Origin of the sequence: Shewanella loihica PV-4 (assembly GCF_000016065.1) — a bacterium.
Classification (GTDB): domain Bacteria; phylum Pseudomonadota; class Gammaproteobacteria; order Enterobacterales; family Shewanellaceae; genus Shewanella; species Shewanella loihica.
Window position 1 is genome coordinate 245,667 of the sequence record NC_009092.1, and the last position, 19,954, is coordinate 265,620.

A 19,954-nucleotide genomic window follows, 5' to 3' on the forward strand; every position below is an offset into this window, starting at 1 on the left:
AATTAGAGGGTACGACGCGGCGGTACGGCGACGTTGGCAAAGATGAGTCCGGCGATGAGCGACATGAAGATCAGGAAGATCTGCGTGCCAATGTGGGACTGGTTGAGCATGGTCTCGCCGAGGATAAGAGTGTTGAGGCCGATATAGGTCTTACTGCCGGGCACCAAGATCACTATCCCTTGTAGCAGGGCGATGGAGGCGGGCGACTTCATCCAGCGGGCATAGAGGTTAGAGTAGATCCCCACCGCCAGGGCGCCGAAGAAGATACCGATAGATTCCCCCAGATAGATCCCGGCCAACATGGCGGAGAAGAAGGCGACGATACCGGCGAATATTCCCCAGGGAGAGTCTTTTAGCCTGGCCTTGAAGATGATCACCAGCGCGGCGGAGAGCAGCGGCACGGCGGACCAGATAGCCCAGCGCGGCAGAGGTTCTGGCTCGAAATAGATTGCCTCACCAAAGATGGCGTTGCCTATCACCATGCCGAAAATGGCGCCGAAATAGAGCTTAAACAGTAACATGGAGGCGTCCATGATACGCGCCGTGCCCGAGATCAGATCCCGCGCCGCCAGTTCGGCCAGCCCCAGTGTCAGTGCCAGTCCGGGGATAAAGACTATGATGCCCGAGAGGATCACCACGGGGATATTGATATAAGGGTCGAAGTAGGCGATGCCGCAGGCGGCGATGGCGCACAAGATGGCGGCCAAGGGCTCAAGGGTCTCGGCCATGCGCTTGGAATGTTCGGCGCGGTAGACAAGGCCATAGACCATGAAGCCGAGCAGCGCCGACCAGAAGACGTCATTCCAGCTGGTGCCCATCAACATGGCGAAGGCACCGGCAGAGGTGCCAAAGGCCAGCAGGGTCAGCAAGGGACCATAGGGATTAGGCTTGTTAGCGATCTCTTCGAGTCGCTCTAGCGCCTCGGTCAGGGTGCGCTTGCCAGACAGAACCTCTTCCACCAACTCGTCGGTACGGGCCAGGGAGCCCAGATCCAGCTCGCCAGGCTTAACGCGCGCCATATGGTTGTATTCCTGATCTGTATCGTGTTGCAACACAAAGGTCATGGAGGTTGGCGAGATCAGAAAGTAACCCTCGATACCTAAGACCTTAGAGATCGATTGCAGATGGGCCTCTAGACGGTAGGCAGGGGTACCAAACTTGTGCAGGGCTTTACCTAATTTTATGATAAATCTGCGTTTTTCAAGAAACTCTGCGTTATCCAATTGTACAGTCCATGATGGTGAAATCTGGGGGTGATGCTCAAGCGAGCGCATCTTAACCTATCTTGTACCAAAAAGGTTAATGGCTTGGGAATTTTTTTAAATTCGGGTTAAGTTAGCCAAGGGCAGGATTTCCAGGCACTTTTCACTGGCTTGTCCAAGCTTTCAGTTAATAGGGCTAAAGGCTGTTATTTGCCAGGGTTGTAGTCTGGCGTGAATGAAATTGGTGTCATTAAGGATAGAGATATGTCGGTAAGCGTTTCGGGATTTTATATTGCTCTCACGGCCATCATGGCGGTGTTTTTCACCTATCGCGTGGTGCGCCTCAGGCGCGGACTCAAGATAGGCCTGGGCTCAGGTGGCAGTGAAGAGCTACGCCTCGCCAACCGGGTACATGCCAACCTCATCGAGAACGCCCCGATGGCGCTGCTATTGTTGCTACTCGCCGAGCTTAACGGCCTGGCACCCGTCTATCTGCATGCGGCAGGCACCGTTTGGCTGGTGGCGCGCATTCTACACGCCATAGGTCTGACCCAGGGGCGTGGCGGCTATCACTTCGGTCGTTTCTGGGGTGTGCTGCTCAGCTGGCTGGTGATACTGGCCCTGGCGGTGGTGAATCTGTTTTATTTCATCTTGGCATAGAAAATCGCCATTATTGCTGCTTTTTTGTTCACACTTAAGCAGGTTTCGCTGTTATACTCCGCCTCCTTTTAGTGGTCGCCGCTTGGCGACTACACTTACTCTTTGGTTTGAAAGTTAGGCAGTATCATACATGCAGGTCGAATCCACACTCTTTACCTATCCCAAGTATCTGGGCCGCAATGAAAAGCCGGCGCCCTTCTTGCCTATGTCGCGCAAGGAGATGGCCAAGCTGGGCTGGGATAGCTGTGACATCATTATCGTCACGGGTGACGCCTATGTAGATCATCCCAGCTTCGGGATGGCGGTGATCGGCCGCATGCTGGAGGCCCAGGGCTTCAGGGTCGGCATCATCTCTCAGCCAGACTGGTCGAGCAAAGAGGATTTCATGAAGTTGGGTAAGCCCAACCTCTACTTCGGTGTGACCGCGGGTAACATGGATTCGATGATCAACCGTTACACCGCCGAGCGCCGTCTGCGTCATGACGATGCCTATACGGCCGGTAACGTCGGCGGCAAGCGTCCGGATCGCGCCGTGACCGTCTATACCCAGCGCTGTAAAGAAGCCTATAAGCAGGTGCCCGTGGTGATCGGCGGTATTGAGGCCAGCCTGCGCCGCATCGCCCACTATGACTATTGGTCAGATAAGGTGCGCCGCTCGGTGATCTTGGACGCCAAGGCCGATATCTTGGTTTACGGTAATGCCGAGCGCCCGCTGGTGGAGCTGTCCCATCGTCTCGCCGCCGGTGAGAGCGTCGGTGACATCCATGATGTGCGCGGCACTACGGTGATCCGTAAAGAGCCCCTGTATGGCTGGAAGGGGATGGACTCGCGCAAGCTGGATCAGCTGCACAAGATAGACCCTGTTCCTAACCCCTATGGCGCCGACGATGTGGGCTGTCAGAATCTCTCTGGCCCAAGCGACGTCAAGGTATTCGATAATGACGCGCCTAAGCCTATTTCGGTGCAGCCGCCACGACCTAAGCCTTGGGAGAAGACCTATGTCTTGCTGCCAAGCTATGAGAAGGTCGCCGGCGACAAGTATCTCTATGCCCACGCCTCGCGCATTTTGCACCAGGAGCAGAACCCAGGCTGTGCCCGCGCCCTGTTCCAGCCCCACGGCGAGCGTGCCATCTGGGTCAATCCACCGGCCTGGCCGCTCAATACCGACGAGATGGATGGGGTGTTCGACCTGGCCTACAAGCGTGTGCCGCATCCCGTCTATGGCAAGGAGAAGATCCCCGCCTATGACATGATCAAGACCTCGATCAACATCATGCGTGGCTGCTTCGGCGGCTGCTCCTTCTGCTCTATTACCGAGCACGAGGGCCGCATCATCCAGAGCCGCTCGCAGGACTCGATCATCAAAGAGATCAAGGACATTCAAGACAAGGTGCCAGGATTCACCGGGGTGATCTCAGATCTCGGTGGCCCGACGGCCAACATGTATCGCCTGGGCTGTACCTCGGTGAAGGCCGAGAGTACCTGTCGCCGACTCTCCTGTGTGTTCCCCTCAATCTGTGGCCACCTGGATACCAACCACCAGGCGACAATCGATCTCTACCGCGCCGCTCGCGATGTGCCGGGCATCAAGAAGGTGCTTATCGCCTCAGGCGTGCGTTACGACCTGGCCACGGAAGACCCGCGCTATGTGAAGGAGCTGGCCAGTCACCATGTGGGCGGTTACCTGAAGATCGCCCCCGAGCATACCGAAGAGGGCCCGCTGAACAAGATGATGAAGCCGGGCATGGGCACCTATGACAAGTTCAAGGAGCTGTTCGACAAGTATTCCGCCGAGGCGGGCAAGAAGCAGTATCTGATCCCTTATTTCATCTCGGCCCACCCGGGCACCACGGATGAGGATATGGTGAATCTGGCGCTCTGGCTCAAGGGGGAGAAGTTTAAGCTGGATCAGGTACAGAACTTCTATCCGTCACCTATGGCGAATGCCACGACAATTTATCATACCGAGCTGAACTCGCTGAAAAACGTCAAGCACAGCAGTGAGACTGTCGAGGTACCTAAGGGCGGCCGTCAGCGTAAGCTGCACAAGGCGCTGCTGCGTTATCACGATCCGGCCGGTTGGCCGATGATCCGCGAAGCCCTGATTAAGATGGGTAAGGAACACCTTATCGGTGGCGGCGCTAACTGCCTGGTGCCGGCGGAAACCCGCCAGGAGCGCCAGGGCTATCGTGCCAAGACAGCTAACACACCTGCGGGTAAGAAGGCGGTGACCCGTTTCAGCGCCAACCAGTTCGATGAGCGTAAGGGCAATGGCCAAGGTAATGCTCAAGGTAAGAGCCAAGGCAAGGGCAAGTCTCAGGGACAGGCGGCAGGTAAGGGCGTTTCTGGCAAGGGAAGCACGGGCAAGGGAAGCGCGGGCAAATCAAGTGCAGGCAAGGCTGGCTCAAGAGGTAAGCCTGGCAAGCGTCCGGTGAAGAACGCCTGGGGCACTACGCCTAAGCATCAACGCTAAAGCATCGCTGGTCAAAACGATGAAAAAAGGGGAGTATCTAACCACTTCCCTTTTTTATTGCACAGGAGCTTCCAATGAGTGACTCACATCGCGGCCAAAATGGTGAGGCTGGAGTCGATGGTTACAGCGACGAGGGCTTTTGGCACAAGGTTAAGCAGTTTGCCAAGCTGGCCGGGCGCGAGGTGATCGACAATGCCCTGTGCCTCTACTATGCGGCGCAAAGGCCGGACACGCCCAAGTGGGCCAAGACGGTGATCTTCGGCGCCCTGGCTTATTTCATCACGCCGCTGGACGCCATACCGGATCTCACTCCTGTGGTGGGATTCTCAGACGATCTCGGCGCCCTGGCCGCGGCGCTGGCCATGGTCTGCATGTATATCGATGACAGCGTGAAGCGTCAGGCGGCCGAGAAGCGCTCGGCTTGGTTCGACTGATGCCTCGATTGCATTAGCCCGCCAGTCGTTCCAGAATCAGCCAGTCATCTAGGCTGAGTGCCTTGGCGCCGCCAAAGCTCAGGGAGATGAGATTCGCCGCCACCAGCTGCTCGCCGCTCAGATCCTGACTCTCCCAGGAGAGGCTCGGGGCGGCAATGGCATCACTTATCACCTCACACTCGAAGCCTGCCTTGACGGCGCTGCGACACAGAGTCTGCACACAGGCCTGGGCCATGGCGCCGACGACCACTAGTTTGTCTATGCCCATCTCGATCAATGTCTGAGACAGAGCTGTGTCGATGAAGCTGTCCACATAATGCTTGATGATGACAGGCTCATTGCCCTTGGGCGCGACCATGTCGGCGATCTCCACACCCTGGGTGCCTGCCTGGAAGAAGCTCGCCTCGGGATCCTTGAAGATGTGCTGCACATGGATCACCGGCAGTTGATTGCTGCGAAAATGATGTAGCAGCTTGGCCGCGTTGGCCGCCGCGGCCTCACAGTTATCCAGTGCGAAGCGGCCACCCTTAAAATAGTCGTTTTGCAGATCTACCAGCACCAGGGCGCTGCGCATCCGTGGCGCCAGGGGCTCGCTCAGCTGGGTCAGCACGCTAAAATCATCCTCTTCTAGATACCAGTGGCCGTCGTCGGCCAGGGTCCACAACTCCTTACTGATAAACCCGCTGGCGATGTTCATGCGCCAGTTGGCTGAGAGGATTGCCTGACTGTCGCTGAGCACCTTGATCTCTACATTGCGATAGACCAGCTCACCGGGATTCTGCTGGGCGAAGCCGAGCCAGAACTGGCTAATGGCTTCAACGCCATCGAAACGGCCGAAGGGAGAGACCTGCATCTGTGCCTCTGGCAGATAGCGGGCGATGCAGTCGGCAAAGGCCTGACGGTTGAAATCGGCAATCCAGGCTTGGCTGGCTTGCATGACGGCTTGGCGGATAGATTGACTCATGTTGGCTCCTCGTAAGCTACTCGAATTAGTCGTTGGAACTAGTTATTAGGACTAGTCGCTTGAATCTGTTGAGGCGCCAGTCTATTGTTATTTCTTATTGTGATATTTAGGTCTTGATTGATAAGAATGTTCAGAAAAAACGAACAAAAGCGGCTGGCATATCAGATGTTGGTATTCGACGAGGTGGTCAATCAGGGCTCCTTCACCGCCGCGGCCGAGGCGCTCGGTCATACCAAGTCGGCGGTGAGCCAGTATGTGAGCCAGCTGGAGCAAGATCTCGGCGTCAAGCTGCTGACCCGCAGTACCCGCCAGCTGCATCTCACCACTCAAGGGGAGGCGATGGCTCAGCGCAGCCGTCAGCTGTGGCGCCTGCTGACCGAAACCCTGGAGGCGGCCCATGACCAGCAGGCGGTGCCCGGTGGGCGCATGGCGATCACCGCGCCCCTGGCCTTCGAGGCGCCGCTGCTCACCCCCATCATTGCCGAACTCTGTGGCGAGTTTCCGCAGCTGCTGCCAGAGATGCACTATGACGATGCCCGGCTGGATATCTTGCAGCACAACCTGGACATGGCGATCTCCGTCGGGCCGCAGAAAGACAGCGGCTATCATGCGATTCCTATCGGCCGACTCGACAGCGTCCTGGTGGCCGCCCCTAGCTATATCAACCGCAGCGCCGCCATTACGGCGGAGAGTCTGCGGGGTCACAGCCTGATAGTCCTGCCCTGGCAGCGACCTCTGGTGCTGCAAGGCCCTAGCGGTCTGGCCTTCGAGGCGGCTAAGGAGATCAAGGTCAACACCTCCATCAGCGCTATCAACAGCGCCATTGCAGGTGTCGGCATTGCCCTGGTGCCCTCAATCTTTATCGAGACTGAGCTTGCCGAGGGCAAGCTGCAGCGGGTGCTACCCGAGCACAGCGGCCCGTCGCGAGAGGTGTTTGCCATTCACGCCTACCAGCAACAGTTACCCCTGGCGTTGCGTTTAGTAGTGGAGAGGTTGAAAGAGGCCTTCAGGCAGAAGGCCCCGGTAAGCGGCTGAGCCTTGTGCCTCAATCGAGTTTGAACTGTCCCACTATCTGTTCCAGCTGCTGATTGGCGGTGGCCAGATTAACGGTTTCGTTGCGGCTCGACTCGCCGCTGCGAGCCAGTTCGTTGGCCATGTCGCAGATGGCGCTCATGTTGCGGGTGATCTCGGCCGAGACAGAGCTTTGCTCTTCGGCGGCGGTGGCGATCTGGGTGTTCAGGTCGTTGATCTGATTAACCGAACTGCCGATGGCGTCGAGATCCGTGGCGACCCTCTCAGTGGTGCTGGCGGTTTCCAGACAGGTCTGCTTGGTGACCTCCATCGAGTGGATCGCGCTGTTAGAGGCGTCTCTGAGATTGCTTAGTGTCTCCTCAATTTCCGCCGTGCTGTCCTGGGTGCGCGCGGCAAGGGCCCGCACCTCGTCGGCCACCACGGCAAATCCCCGTCCCTGCTCGCCGGCTCGAGCGGCCTCGATGGCGGCGTTGAGGGCCAGTAGGTTGGTTTGGTCGGCGATGTCACCAATCACCTTGAGCACCTGGGTGATATTGATGGTGTCACGATCGATCTGACCTATCTTGTCGGCGGTATGTTCCACCTCCCTAACTAGGCGGTTGACCGTCTCTGTGGCCTGAGCCACTACCTGCTTCGATGCCAGCGCCTGTTCGTTGGTGAGTTGGGTAAAGGAGGCGGTCTCGCTGCCATTTTGGGCGACGTCGTTGGCGGTGGCGCTCATCTCTTCCACCGCGGCGACTATCTGCTCTGTCTCTTTGGTGTGAGCCGACAGGATATGGCGATTGGTCTCTGTCTCCCCATTGAGTCGCTCGACACTGCCTGAGATATGGGCCGAGGCTTGCAGCACCTCGCGCATCATGGCCTGCAGGTTGGCGATAAACTGATTGATCCCCATGGAGATCTGCCCCAGATCGTCCTCGCAATGTATCTCGAGTCGTTTGGTGAGATCGCCGTTGCCCTTAGACAGTTCGGTAACCATGGCCTTGAGCGACAAGATAGGGCGATAGAGGAGGTACAGGACCCCAAGCAAGATGCTGATGGCGCACAGCAACATGATGGCGGAAGAGACGAGGGCGCTGGTAAGGGCCTGGTCGACCACGGCGTAGGCGTTCGACTTGTCCAGGCCGATGAAGAGGAACCACTGCTTGCCATTAACCAGGGGGATGGCTTTCGAGAAGCCCAGCTTATCGACGCCGTCGATGCGATATTCCTGCATCACCTCGTCGCTACCGATGATTTTCTGCTGCACCTGAGGTAGGCCGAAGTCGCTGAAGCGGCTGCCACTGACCAGGGTGGGGGATTCTGACGCCAATACCTTGCCGGTTTGATCTGTGATGAGGGCGACCGCCCCAGGATAATCTATGGCACTGACAACATCATGAAGATAGGTGAGTTCTATATCACCCAGCACCACGCCGTCGCCCAGGTTCTTCAGGATGGAGATCACCTTGTGGCCCGAACCGTCGTCTATGTAGATGTCGGTGACGTCCAGCTGAGTTGTGGCCTTACCCTGCTGATACCAGGGGCGGGTTCTGGGATCGTACTTGCCGGGGATCGCCTTGCCGTTTAGCCACTTGTCGCCGGTTTCGGTGGAGTAGGCGCTGCCGTCATCGAAGCCGAAATAGATGCGGGCGACCCCGGAGAGATCTGTGGCGAGACGCGCGGTGTTGACATAGTTGTCCTGGTAACTCCCCAAACGGTAGTGGCGGGCCAGTTCATCCATTGCCTGGGCCTTGGCGCCAAACCAGGTGGCAACCTTGGCCGACTCGTTACGGGTGACGCCGGTGAGTTTGTCGTTAACCCTGGCGATGGTGGCCTCTTTAATCTGGACGTAGGAGAGCCAGTTCGAGATCAACAGGCAGAGGGCGACTAAGGTGACCATAGAGGCCACGAGTGATTTCTTGAATCCCATCAATTACTAACTCCATGAGGTGTGGAATAGAAGAGGCCAGAGATGGCCTCTTCTGGAGGGAGCCTGGTCGGGAGGTTAGCCTTTCCAGTTTAAGTTGAAGTCATAGCGGAAGCCGACGGTAACGGCGCGATCGTCGTTTAGGTTGTCGTAGTTCTTATCCAGGTACTCAAGGTGTACGCGCACGTTGGCCAGCGGGTTCCATTCCAGCGTGGTGTTGAAACCGTCATAGTCCATAGAGCTGATATCCTCGATACCGTCTTTAAACTGGAAGTAGCCCAGCTTGATCTTGTACTCGTTGCTCAGTGGATAGGCTAGGGCGGTATCTAAGGTGCTGCCGCTGCGATCGCCATGTTGCACCTGATTATCGAAGTTGTATTGCTTGTCCTGGTAGCTCGCCGCCAGGTAGAGGCCGTTATCGAAGGTATAGGCCACCACACCGCCCAGAGTCTGGTTGTCGCCGTTTACCTGGCCGTTCTCCAAACTGTCTTGAGTGACATAGCCCAGACCCAAATGCAGGGCTCCGACATCGTAACCTACGCCTATGTTGACGAAATCCGCGCCTGTGTCGCCCTTATCGCCGTCAAACTGGGCGCCGGCCATCCAGGTGAAGCCGCCAGTGACCAGCTTGTAGGTCACGAAGTTGTCGACGAAGAAGGGACTTTCATGGTCGTAGGCGTAAGGGCTGTTGCCGTGGTTGAAGATATCCACGTATTCGGCGATCAGGCTGTATTGGGCCGGACGTTGTTTACCTATGCCCACCTGGCCGTAGGGGGATGCGATGGCCACATAGGCCTGTCTCGCCTTGCCGAAGTTACCAGAGTTGGCGATATCGACACTCCATTCACCCTGGGCGATGGCGCGCCAGCCGTCGGCAAACTCAGTGCTGGCCTTGATGCCGACGCGAGAGAGGGCGTCTCTCACATCCCAGGTTTCATCAGTGCTGTCGTCGAGGTAGCTGAGTGTCGGACGGATAGAGCCGTACAGGCTGACTTCGCTATTCTTGAACTGTGACGGCGCGGCTTGGGCTTCTAGTTGGGCGATGCGCTGGTTGAGTGCCTCGACCTGTTCACTCAAGGGCTGCTCGGCGGCATAACCCTGAGTCGAAGCGAGTGCCATTGCGGCGGCGATCATTGAGGTGCGAAAAATAATCTTATGGTTTTTCATGGCTTTCTGCCTTCAATTGGTTTTCTTAGGCATGCGAGTCTCCCTCCTGCCATCTTGTCGATGGAGGATAGGGGCGCCGCAGGCGTTTAAAAAAGGGAGTTAATAGGCCCATGACATCTGCCATGGGCCGGGTTTTGGTTAAACCTTGCCAGCCTTCTTCAGGTCGGCGAACCAGAGGTTGTGATGCTGTTTGGCCCAGTTTTCGTCACAGTAGCCAGAGGTCATGTTTGACATGCCGCCTTCGGACATCACGGTCGCCATGAAGATATGCACCACAGAGAAGGCGCTGATGATGACGGTTGAGGCAATATGCAATACCAGCATCAGATTGGCCGTGTTCTTGGTGACGCCATAGGTCTCGGGGAACATCATCGCCAGGCCAGAGACCACCATGACACCGCCGAACAGGGCGAATACCCAGAACCACAGCTTCTCACCCGCGTTGGCAAAGCCCGCATCGGGATGCTGTTTCTTGCCGAAGTTGATGTAGCCGCCCAGTACGGCAAACCATTTCAGGTCATAGCTTGCGGGGAACTGCTTAGGCGCCCACATCAGTACCATCAGCACATAGCCGAGGATGAAGGGGAAGGCCATCAACTCATGTAGGCTGCTGGATAGGCCCACCAGGGCCGACCAGGAACCCGCGTTCATGCCAGGCTCGAAGTAGAAGCGGCCGCCGCCGAGCACCAGGCCGGTGAGGATCAGCAGGATGCAAGGGATGGCACCCAGCCAGTGCACACTGACGCTAAGGCCTGACCAACGCTTGATCAGCTTACCCGAGAAGCCATGGTCCAGTTTAGAGACGCCGTTCACCACCACGAATAGGATGAAGAGGGCGGTTACGCCAAACAAGCTGGCAAACAGGGCGAAGGCGATGGTATCGGTCGCGCCCAGGTAGCCCAGCAGCGACTCGTCGGCTTGCTGTGGAATCGACGCTGGCATCAGCAGCTCAGGCTGAGTCGGTAGGCCACGGATCTCAGGAATATCACCAGAGATGGCGTGCTCCTGAATGGTTTGCCACTGCTGCGGCTGCAGGGTGGCGGTCTCTTCGGCCAGTGCATAACTGGATGCAAACAGACCGAGCACAATAAGGCTTAACCATCTTATTGCTTTACTCATTGAAAACTCCTTGCGACATCGCTGGTCGCGTTGGAATCTGCCTGTCGCCAGGCAGACTCGTCGATCATTCGGCGCCGTCTAGGCTGGGCGCCGCTTGAAGTTGTTGATTGATAAACTGCAGTAGCTCGTGAGCCAACAGCGGCCAGAAAGGCTGTTTCGCATGTTTGGCAATGCCCTCACAGAATGGAGTGATCCAACGCCCGAGATGGGTTTGGATAAACTCCGCCGCGAGTTCATTGAGCGCCTCGACATGTTCGCTGTTTTCCAGCGCTTGTTGCTCGGCGGCCATGGCGTGCAGGCAGTAAAGGAACTCGAGTTCGTTACCGATAAAGTCGGCCGGCTCGTTGAAGCTATCGTCGATGACCAGACCAATTTGTTGGTAGAACTCGGCCACCCTGACGGTTTCCTCGGTGAAGATCTGATGATTGCCACTGAGGTAAACCGATTCATAGGGGGCGACTAACAGCTTGTATGGCCCGATACACATGCGATTAAAATCAAACTCCAATTCGGATGCGTCGTCACTGAACTTGCGTGCCTCTATGAGTAGCGGGCTGTCTGGCGACTCCTGCTCCAGGTAGGCGATTAAGCCTGCGAGAGCCTGAGTATCCGAGGGCGCGAACATCATAGATTTGAAGGCATGGTAAGCCATTGCCGTTGGGCCATATTCTGCTGTCATTATGCGCGTTCCTTAATGATCACTAGGTTAGGTTTGGTGATGCAATCGCCATAGCCTATGCCTTGTTTGCTTGCCGATGGACGCTTGAGCACCTCTTGCAGATTGCCGACATCCAGGCACTCTACCGGGCAGCCACTCACACACGCGGGTTTCATGCCGCGGTCCAGCAGCTCCACACACATGTTGCACTTGTCTGCCTTGCCGTCGTCCTCGCGGATGCTGACGGCCGCGTAAGGACAGGCGCTGGCACACAGGCCACAACCGGTACACTTCTCACGGTCCAGCACCACGATACCGTCATCGCGCACATGGTAGGCTTTCGCCGGGCAGACCATGAGACAAGCGGGGTTTTCGCAGTGCATGCATGAGTGGGACAACCAGACATCGATAGCGCCATCGTCACGCTTCACTTCATAGCGATCGACTTTACGGAATCTATGGTTCTCGGGCAGTTCATTGTGGATCTGGCAGGCAACGGTACAGGCACCGCAACCGACACAGTTCTCTTGTCTGAACACAAAGCCCACTTTCTTATTTAACGACATCGTTTACTCCTTAGGCTTTGGCAATCGCGACGCGAGTGGAATGATACGCAGAGCATCCACCCATATCGGTCAAGGTGTCGGTGGTGAGGTTGTTGGTACAGCTGTCTTTGCCCTGTGGGTCCATGCGACGCCAGTTATTCTTCGGCGCCATAACTGTTCCTCTGACCACCTGGGTAGAAACCTGAGCGATAAAGTGGGCCTCACCACGTTGGTTGCTGAGCCTTACCCTGTCGTTGTTCTGAATGCCCAACTCTTTGGCATCTTCGGCGTTGATCTTGGCGAAGTAGGCCGGGAAGTTACGAATGTACTTCACGTTGTAGAAAGAGCTGTTGGCACGCTGCGGAATGGCAGGAGACAGCAGACGGAACGGCAGTGTCTTCTCTTCCTGTACCATCTCATCTTCCGGCAGGCCGAAGTCGATCACTGGGTGGTAGCCGGCTTCTTTCATCATTTCTGAGTAGAATTCGATCTTGCCGCTTGGCGTCTTATATTTGCCATCGCCGAAGTAAGGGCGTTGGTCATATACGGTGACAAACTTGTCGCGAATGATCTGCTCATAGGTGATGTTATTGTGTCTGAAGGCGGGCTCTTCCGTGTCGAGGAAGTCACGCAGGATCTGCTCATAGTCCACACGCATCTCAGGGAAGCGGTCTAGCCCCATGCGGGCGCCCAGCTCCTTGAAGAAGATCCAGTTGTCTTTCGACTCGCCGAGTGGCTCGATCACCTTCTCAGAGGTCTGCATGTGATAGCAGTTGTAGTCGGTACCCATGTCTGGGAACTCGAACTGGGTCGCAGCCGGTACGATAATATCGGCCAGCTCTGCGGTGTCTGTCATCAGGAAGTCGTGAACCACCAGGAAGAGGTCATCACGCATCGCGCCGCGGCGACAGGCATTCGAGTCCGGTGCAACCGAGACGAAGTTACCGTTGTAGTTGATCACCGCCTTAATCGGTTTGATCGGCTTGCCATAGGCCATTGGGTTCTCTGGGTCGAGCGCCTTGGCTATCTCCGTCATGTTGACGTGGCCTACTGTGTCTGGGTTCGGGTGGATATGATCCGCACGGCCCTTGCTGTAGTTCAGGCTGTCATCGGCCTGGGTGTTGTCATAGATGAAGCCGTTACCTATCTTGCCGTACTGGCCGGCAACCGCGTGCATCATGGCGATGGCGCGAGACATACGGGCGCCGTTGTAGTTACGCTGCATACCGTAACCCAGACGCAGTACAGACAGCTCTGACTCGCCATAGACGCGGGCGAATTCGAACATCTTGGCCTTAGGCACGCCGGTGACACGCTCGATCTCTTCGTAGCTCATGGTGTTGAGGCGCTCGAGCAGCTGGTCATAGCCAAGGGTGTTGGCCTTGATGAACTCGAGATCCGCTAGGTCATGCTCTACCAGGTACTTCATGATACCTGTCGCCAGGTGGGTGTCGGTACTCGGCTTAGGCTGCAACCAGATATCGGCCTGAGAGGCGATAGGGGTGCGCACTGGGTTAACTACCAACAGCTTGGCACCTCGGTCACGGGCCTGGTTGATGAACTTGATGCCGTGCACGTTGGTGGCCGTCTCGTTCTGGCCCCAAGAGATGTAGCAGTTGGTATAGATGTTGTCGTATGGATCCGGGCCCTGGTAGGTACCTGTCACCGACTTCAAGCCTTCATAGGCGGCGAACACACACACCTTACGGTCGAGCTTGCGGGCACCAACGGCGTTGAAGAAGCGGCTAGGTCCGCCGTATTTACCGATAACCCCTTCGTGGCCCGAGTAGCTGTAGGGCAGGATAGAGTCGGCGCCGTGATCTTTGATGATCTGCTGCAGACGGCTGGCTATTTTGTCATAGGCCTCATCCCAAGAGATGCGGCGCCATTTGCCTTCGCCCTTCTTGCCCGCGCGTTCCATCGGGTGCAGGATACGGTCGGCGGCATAGGTGTATTGCACATAGGCATGGCCTTTCACGCAGGGAGAGGTGCCCATCTTCTTCAACTCTGAAGCGCCTTCCACGTAGGTCATGCGGCCGTTTTGTACCGTGAACTTCAACAGACAGCGGTCGGCGCAGTTACGTTGGCAGGTGTGGTACTTAATTTCTCCTTGGCGTTTCAAGAGTTTGTCGGGCGCGCCGCCTTTTTCGCCTGCACTGGCTATGCCGGGCATAAGACCGGATAGCGAGCCGACGACGGAGCTGGCTCCGACACCTTGCAAGAAGGTGCGTCTGTTCATTTTCATAAGTGTTCCCCATCTTGATGCGTCTTAAGACGCTTTTTACAGACATTGCTCAAATGTTTGTGAGTCAAAGACTCGCTGCATACCTGTTTTGTTATCGTTTTTCGATTTAAAAAGATGGCAAGACCAGCTGCGAAAGGGGTATGCAAGAGTGCCTCTGGTAGCTTGTCGGTCTCGCCATCAAAATCCTTGTCAGCGTTCTGCCGCCCTGCGCCAGGCGCTTTCCAGGCCGCAGATGAGCTTAGACTTCACCCAGTTGAAGGCGGCCGACTGATTCACGTTGCCATATAAGAGGTAATTGCCTATCTCGCGGTTTTCCCGGCGACGAATACGGCAACGCTTGGCCAGCTCTTCGGGCAGCTTGACCCACTGCACAGCGGGCAACATGTCGACGAACTGGCGGGTAAATTCGTTGCAAACTAAGGTGATGGCGTCAGACTCGCTCAGCAGGCGCATGGCGGTGGCCACGCTGTCGGTATAGCCGTCGACCTCCATGCACAGCTCCTCTTCGCGGCAGAGGTTCACCAGCAGCGGGCAACTCAGGTCGTCATAGTTGTCTATCTCTAGGCAGGCATATTGGGTGATGTTGGCGAGGGTGAGTTCCTGCTTGAGGATCGGATGGCCGGTGCGCGCCAGGATGTAGAGATTGTCTGTTGCCGAAAACATCTCGGCGTTGAGGTTCTTACCGTTGAAGCCTTCATAGACCACCACGAAGTCGACATCGCCATTGGCGAGATCGCTGCTGCAGTCATGGGTCAGCACCCTGACATCAAACTTCATGTTGGGCGCCTCGGTGAGGATCTCGTTGCGGATCACCTGTTGTACTGGGTAGATGAACTCATCGTAGGCGTGAATAACATATTGGCCGCCCGATTCAGCCGGGGTAAATACCGAGTGCTGCATCTCGAGCTTTTGATAGTGGGCCACCAATTCTCTGGCCATAGGGATCAGCTGGTGGGTCTTCTCCGTCGCGACGAAACCGGAACAGCGACGAATAAAGAGCGAGTCTTTAAATATGTCTCTTAAGATCTTAAGGGTGCGGCTGACACCTGAAGGCGTAATACCCAGTTCATTGGCAGCCTGATGACTCTGCCCGTGTTCATAGACGGCGATGAACACTTTTAATTGATTGTAATTAAGTTGGTCAATCTTATTCATGGTTGTGAACTGGGTAAATATATTGAGTTATTATCATCTATATATATCTACACACGTTCAGTGTTGAAAGTCACACTTTTAATATGGCCATTATTTAAAGTTTGCATTACTTCTCATGTTTTAATATCTGCATTTTGCAAAATGCGATATTTAAAATTTGCAGTCCTTATATATCTCTCAGTCTAACTGGTACGAACGAACAACTTGTAGGCGGGCTATAGGCTAGGCCTTGCTATCTCTGGGGTAAACCTAAGTTGCTGTTTAGGTGAGATAACTGTTCGATTTGTGAACTTTCGATTTTATTTCATCAAATTTAAATTTATTTTTAATATGAGATGTTCGTCTTTTTATCGCTACTATTATACCCGCTCTCTATAAATAATTTCATAGAAATTATATTTTTATTTGAATCGTGATCTCTATTTAGTTTTCAATTTATAGCTTTATTGTCTGTTGCAAGTTTTATTATTGCGTGTGTATTTTAAATAATAAGAAACCTTCCAGAAGTCATGTTTTTATTTTAGAAAAACATAGTTAAGGATCTCGTTATGTTAGATCGGCGCTCGATTTTAAAAATGGCGGCAGGTGGAGCTCTGCTTTCATTGGTGCCCGCCAGCACGCTACAAGCGAAAACCCTTGGAAAACGCTATGCCATGGTGTTTGACGTTAGACGTTGTACCGGATGTCTCTCTTGTACCGTTTCATGTTCCGTTGAAAATCAAACCGATGCGGGTCGATGCCGTACCCGCGTCAATCAGGCTAGCCTGAGCTTGGGTGAGCGCATCGCTACCCTTGCGGTGCCGAACCAATGTAACCAGTGTGATAATCCTGTCTGCACTCAGGTCTGTCCGGTAGAGGCAACCTACAAGCGTAAGGAAGATGGCATAGTGGTGATCGACCACGAAGAGTGCATTCACTGCCAGCTGTGTGTCGATGCCTGTCCTTATGGCGCGCGCCGCAAAGATGAGAGCCTGGATAACCCGCCCGAGAAGTGCAACTTCTGTATTCACCGCGTCACTCAGGGGCTGTTGCCTGCCTGCGTCGAGACCTGTATCGGCGGCGCCCGTACCTTTGGCGACCTCAACGATCCCGACAGCCAGGTCTCTAAGCTGGTGCGGGACAACAAGGTCTACGCCATGCTGTCCGAGGCTGGCACCTCGCCCAACATCTTCTACATTGGCTTACCGACATCGACCGATGATCAAGCCATTTTGAATCTCAATTACCTCGATTGGCAGCGCTAGGAGTCAAAGATGGATAGACGTAAGTTTTTAACTCAAGCCGGTCTGGTATCTGCCGCGACCATCACAGGTGCCGCCTGCAGTCGAGTCGATGCCGAGTCTGAGCCCAAGAAGACCCAGGACATTTCACGCTTTGGTCATCCCGTGGCGGCCGAAGGGGGCTTCGATGCCCAGGGTAAATGGCAAAAGACAGCAGGAGTACGCACCGTCTATTCCCGCTGCTTTAGCTGTTACAACATCTGCGGCCTCAGGGTGCGAGTGGATGAGAAGACAGACAGAGTCTTGAAGGTGGGGGGCAACCCCTATTGTGAGAACAACTCCGGCTCGCCACTGCCGCTGAGCACAGAGGTGAAGCAGAGCTTTATCGCCCTGGCGGGTGAGGCGGGGCTGAAGAATCGCGCCACCACCTGTGCCAAGGGGGCCAGCTGCGTCGATTCGGTGGACGATGAGCGCCGGGTGACTCGGGTGCTAAAACGCGCGGGCAAGCGCGGCGGTGGCGAGTGGGTCACCATCAGCTATGAACAGGCACTTGCGGAGATTATCGAGGGGGGCGATCTCTTTGGCGAAGGCCATGTCGATGGCCTGCGCGCCATTCGCCAGCTGGATCAAGAGGTGAAGCCGGGCCATAGCGAATTTGGCAGCAAAGCGAATCAGCTGTTTGCCACCTTCTGCGCCGAAGATTATTTGCGCGGAAGCTTCTATTCTCGCTTCATGATGCAGTCATGGGGCACGGTTAACCTGGGGACTAAACACGCCTACTGTGGCGCCGCCCAGGCAACGGGTTATAGCCTGGGGATGGCGGCCGGATTCGAAGAGTGGCTCAACGATGTCGACTGGGAAAACGTCGAGTATGGCCTGTTTATGGGCACCAGCCCAGGCTCCTCGGGTGTCAGCCTGAACCGCGTCGGTCGAGGTCTTGCTAACAGCCGTGTGGACCGTGGCTTTAAATATGTGTGTGTCGACCCCCTGCTGCGTACCACGGTCGCCGCCGATACCAATGCCACCTGGCTACCGGTCAAACCCGGTCAGGATGCGGCATTCTCCTTTGGGGTGATCCGCACCATGCTCGAGGAGCAGTGGTTTAACAAGGCGCACCTGGAAAATCCGAGCCAGAAGGCGGCCGAGGCCTCGGGTGAGCTTAACTACACCAACGCAGGTCACCTAGTGGTGATGGATCCTAAGCACCCAGAGTATCGCAAGTTTGCCAAGGCGAAAGATTTTGGTCTGGGTGGCGATGAGGCACTGATCATCAAGGCGGGCACTCAGACCTTAGCGTCGGCGGAGTCAGGCGACAAGGCCGAGCTGTTTGTCAGCAAACGTGTCACCGACAGCCGTGGCCGTAAGGTGACCTTGATGTCGTCTCTCTATCTGCTGCGGGCCGAGGCCCAGCGCACCAGCATGGAGGAGTACGCCAAGCGCAGCGGCATTGCGGTAAAAGAGATGCGTCAGGTGGCGAAAGATCTGGCGCACTATGGCCGCAAGGCCTGTGTGGCAGGCAACGGCGGCACCAACTCATCTGATGGTTTCGTGATGGGCTGGATCTGGGCGACGCTTAATACCCTGGCGGGTTCCCACGATGCCAAGGGCGGCGCCATCTATGGCAATGGCCCCATCGGCGGCATGGAAGGTTTGTACGATCTGGCCAACATCGAAGGTGGCGTGTCGCTGGACGGTATCGTCAACGCCTGTCGCGATGGTGCCTACGAGGCCTCGACCGAATATCGTCTCAAGGTGGAGCAGGGTAAGAACCCTTATCCCGCCAGCACCCCTTGGCATGAGGTTCTGCCCGCCATGAATGCGGCCGAGCAGTGGACCAGCCACGCCAACGGCGACCCCTACAGCGCCAAGGTGCTGTTCAACTGGCGCAACAACTTCCTCTATAGCGCGGCGTCTATCAGTCAGGAGGTTGTGGCCAGCATCGCCGATCCTAAGCGTTTGCCGCTGGTGGTGGGGATCGACTGCCACATGAACGAGACCAATCGCTACGCCGACTACCTGATCCCGGATCGCTCCATGCTCGAAGAGTATGCGGCGGATCGCATGTGGGGCGCCCATAAACTGGGCGTGGTGGCGGCATCGCCTGTGGTGACTCCGAGAACCGAGAAAAATGAGGCGGGTGAGCATATCTGCATGGAGCAGTTGCTGATCGATATCGCCCTCAAACTCGACTTGCCTGGCTTCGGTAAGGGTGCCCTGGCGAGCAGCGATGGCCGTAAGGTGGACCTGTTAACCTTCGAAGATTGGCACGCCAGATACCTGGCCAACGTGGCCGCCCAGTGCGAGCAGCTGCCTAAGGTGACCGAGGAAGATCGCCTGTGGGCCGGGTTGGATTACGCCATGAAGCCGCTCAAGCCAAGACTTACCGCCGAGGAGGCCGCCAAGGTCGAGGCCCTGCTGTCACGCGGTGGTTACTACCAGGAAGATGACCGTTATGACGGCGACTTCATCAAGGGCGCTGGGCCTAAATGTCTGCAGATCTATCATCAGGAGGTAGCGCAGCTGCGTCATGCTTACTCGGGCGAGTTTTACCCAGGCACGCCGACCCTGCAGGAACATAAGTTCTGGAACGGTGACACCTGGGAGAGCCATTGGCCCCAGAGCGAATATCCGCTGCTGTTCTCCAGCTACAAGGCGACGGTGCGCTCTAATTATGCGGTGGCCTTCAAGCGGATCGGTGAGATCAGTCCCACCAACTTCGTCTATATACACACAGATACCGCCAAGGCCCAGGGGCTGAAGGATGGCGACCAGGTGCGCATAGTGACCGCCAACGGCAAGCCCTGCGTCGGCACCCTGCAGACAGATGTGGGGGTCGCCAAGGGGGCAATCTGTGTCTCCCATGGCTTTGGTCATAGCGAGGGCTTTGGCGGTGACGATCGCATCATCAACGGCGAGAGATTAGCGGGAATCGCCAATCGCGCCGGCGGCACGGCGGTTAACCAGATGATCCCGGCGGATCCGACCCGCAACGGCGCCGCCAGTATGCTCAACGACTACTGGACCGGAGCCAACTGCCGTCACGGCATTCCGGTGCGGGTGGAGAAAGCCTAATCCTTGAATCGAATCATTAACCAAGCATAGTTTTAACCATAGCTTTTCTAAACATAGTTATCCTGTAAACCTTTCCCCCGTCGCCTCGGCTTCGGGGGC

Annotated in this window: 15 protein-coding genes; 6 read left to right on the forward strand and 9 right to left on the reverse strand. The window is 56.1% G+C overall.

From position 1 onward, the window contains the following. Positions 1-2 precede the first annotated feature (2 nt). Positions 3-1,223: a threonine/serine exporter family protein gene (locus SHEW_RS01205; protein ID WP_041406264.1), complete on the reverse strand. Its 1,221-nt coding sequence runs from the start codon at positions 1,221-1,223 to the stop codon at positions 3-5. A 243-nt stretch (positions 1,224-1,466) separates the two neighbouring features. On the opposite strand from SHEW_RS01205, the gene SHEW_RS01210 reads away from it, so the two are divergent. The 3 genes from SHEW_RS01210 to SHEW_RS01220 all read left to right on the forward strand — a co-directional run bounded on the left by SHEW_RS01210 (position 1,467) and on the right by SHEW_RS01220 (position 4,769). Continuing rightward, complete coding sequence (locus SHEW_RS01210; RefSeq protein WP_011864039.1) at positions 1,467-1,862, forward strand: MAPEG family protein; 396 nt, start codon at positions 1,467-1,469, stop codon at positions 1,860-1,862. Positions 1,863-1,992: 130 nt separating this feature from the next. Continuing rightward, the gene (locus SHEW_RS01215; protein ID WP_011864040.1) at positions 1,993-4,335 is read left to right on the forward strand and encodes a YgiQ family radical SAM protein; all 2,343 of its coding nucleotides are present in this window, start codon (positions 1,993-1,995) and stop codon (positions 4,333-4,335) included. A gap of 74 nt (positions 4,336-4,409) precedes the next feature. Then, on the forward strand, positions 4,410-4,769 hold the full coding sequence (locus SHEW_RS01220; RefSeq protein ID WP_011864041.1) for a YkvA family protein: 360 nt from the start codon (positions 4,410-4,412) through the stop codon (positions 4,767-4,769). 13 nt (positions 4,770-4,782) lie between these two features. Here the strand turns inward: SHEW_RS01220 and SHEW_RS20050 are convergent, their stop codons facing one another. Continuing rightward, on the reverse strand, positions 4,783-5,733 hold the full coding sequence (locus SHEW_RS20050; protein WP_011864042.1) for a cysteine hydrolase family protein: 951 nt from the start codon (positions 5,731-5,733) through the stop codon (positions 4,783-4,785). A 126-nt stretch (positions 5,734-5,859) separates the two neighbouring features. Here SHEW_RS20050 and SHEW_RS01230 point away from each other — a divergent pair, with 126 nt between their 5' ends. Continuing rightward, a complete protein-coding gene (locus SHEW_RS01230; RefSeq protein ID WP_223294749.1) occupies positions 5,860-6,768 on the forward strand; it encodes a LysR family transcriptional regulator in 909 nt (302 codons plus the stop codon). Between the two features lie 10 nt (positions 6,769-6,778). Here SHEW_RS01230 and SHEW_RS01235 read toward each other — a convergent pair whose 3' ends face one another. From SHEW_RS01235 to SHEW_RS01265, 7 genes are all read right to left on the reverse strand, one after another. After that, positions 6,779-8,677, reverse strand: a complete 1,899-nt coding sequence (locus SHEW_RS01235) for a methyl-accepting chemotaxis protein (RefSeq protein ID WP_011864044.1) — start codon at positions 8,675-8,677, stop codon at positions 6,779-6,781. A 75-nt stretch (positions 8,678-8,752) separates the two neighbouring features. Further along, positions 8,753-9,841, reverse strand: coding sequence for a porin (locus tag SHEW_RS01240; RefSeq protein ID WP_011864045.1), 1,089 nt, complete (start codon positions 9,839-9,841; stop codon positions 8,753-8,755). A gap of 138 nt (positions 9,842-9,979) precedes the next feature. Then, complete coding sequence (locus tag SHEW_RS01245) at positions 9,980-10,960, reverse strand: formate dehydrogenase subunit gamma (RefSeq protein ID WP_011864046.1); 981 nt, start codon at positions 10,958-10,960, stop codon at positions 9,980-9,982. 64 nt (positions 10,961-11,024) lie between these two features. Beyond that, positions 11,025-11,639 (reverse strand): TorD/DmsD family molecular chaperone, encoded by a 615-nt coding sequence (locus tag SHEW_RS01250; protein WP_011864047.1) that lies wholly within the window; start codon positions 11,637-11,639, stop codon positions 11,025-11,027. Continuing rightward, positions 11,639-12,184 carry a 4Fe-4S dicluster domain-containing protein gene (locus SHEW_RS01255; RefSeq protein ID WP_011864048.1) on the reverse strand — a complete coding sequence of 182 codons (546 nt, stop codon included), beginning with the start codon at positions 12,182-12,184 and terminating at the stop codon, positions 11,639-11,641. The genes SHEW_RS01250 and SHEW_RS01255 overlap by 1 nt, the downstream gene beginning before the upstream one ends. A gap of 10 nt (positions 12,185-12,194) precedes the next feature. Further along, positions 12,195-14,408 (reverse strand): molybdopterin-dependent oxidoreductase, encoded by a 2,214-nt coding sequence (locus SHEW_RS01260; RefSeq protein WP_011864049.1) that lies wholly within the window; start codon positions 14,406-14,408, stop codon positions 12,195-12,197. Positions 14,409-14,597: 189 nt separating this feature from the next. Next, complete coding sequence (locus SHEW_RS01265; protein WP_011864050.1) at positions 14,598-15,563, reverse strand: LysR family transcriptional regulator; 966 nt, start codon at positions 15,561-15,563, stop codon at positions 14,598-14,600. A 548-nt stretch (positions 15,564-16,111) separates the two neighbouring features. On the opposite strand from SHEW_RS01265, the gene SHEW_RS01270 reads away from it, so the two are divergent. Continuing rightward, positions 16,112-16,807 carry a 4Fe-4S dicluster domain-containing protein gene (locus SHEW_RS01270; protein WP_011864051.1) on the forward strand — a complete coding sequence of 232 codons (696 nt, stop codon included), beginning with the start codon at positions 16,112-16,114 and terminating at the stop codon, positions 16,805-16,807. 9 nt (positions 16,808-16,816) lie between these two features. Beyond that, positions 16,817-19,855, forward strand: a complete 3,039-nt coding sequence (locus SHEW_RS01275; protein WP_011864052.1) for a molybdopterin dinucleotide binding domain-containing protein — start codon at positions 16,817-16,819, stop codon at positions 19,853-19,855. Positions 19,856-19,954 lie beyond the last annotated feature (99 nt).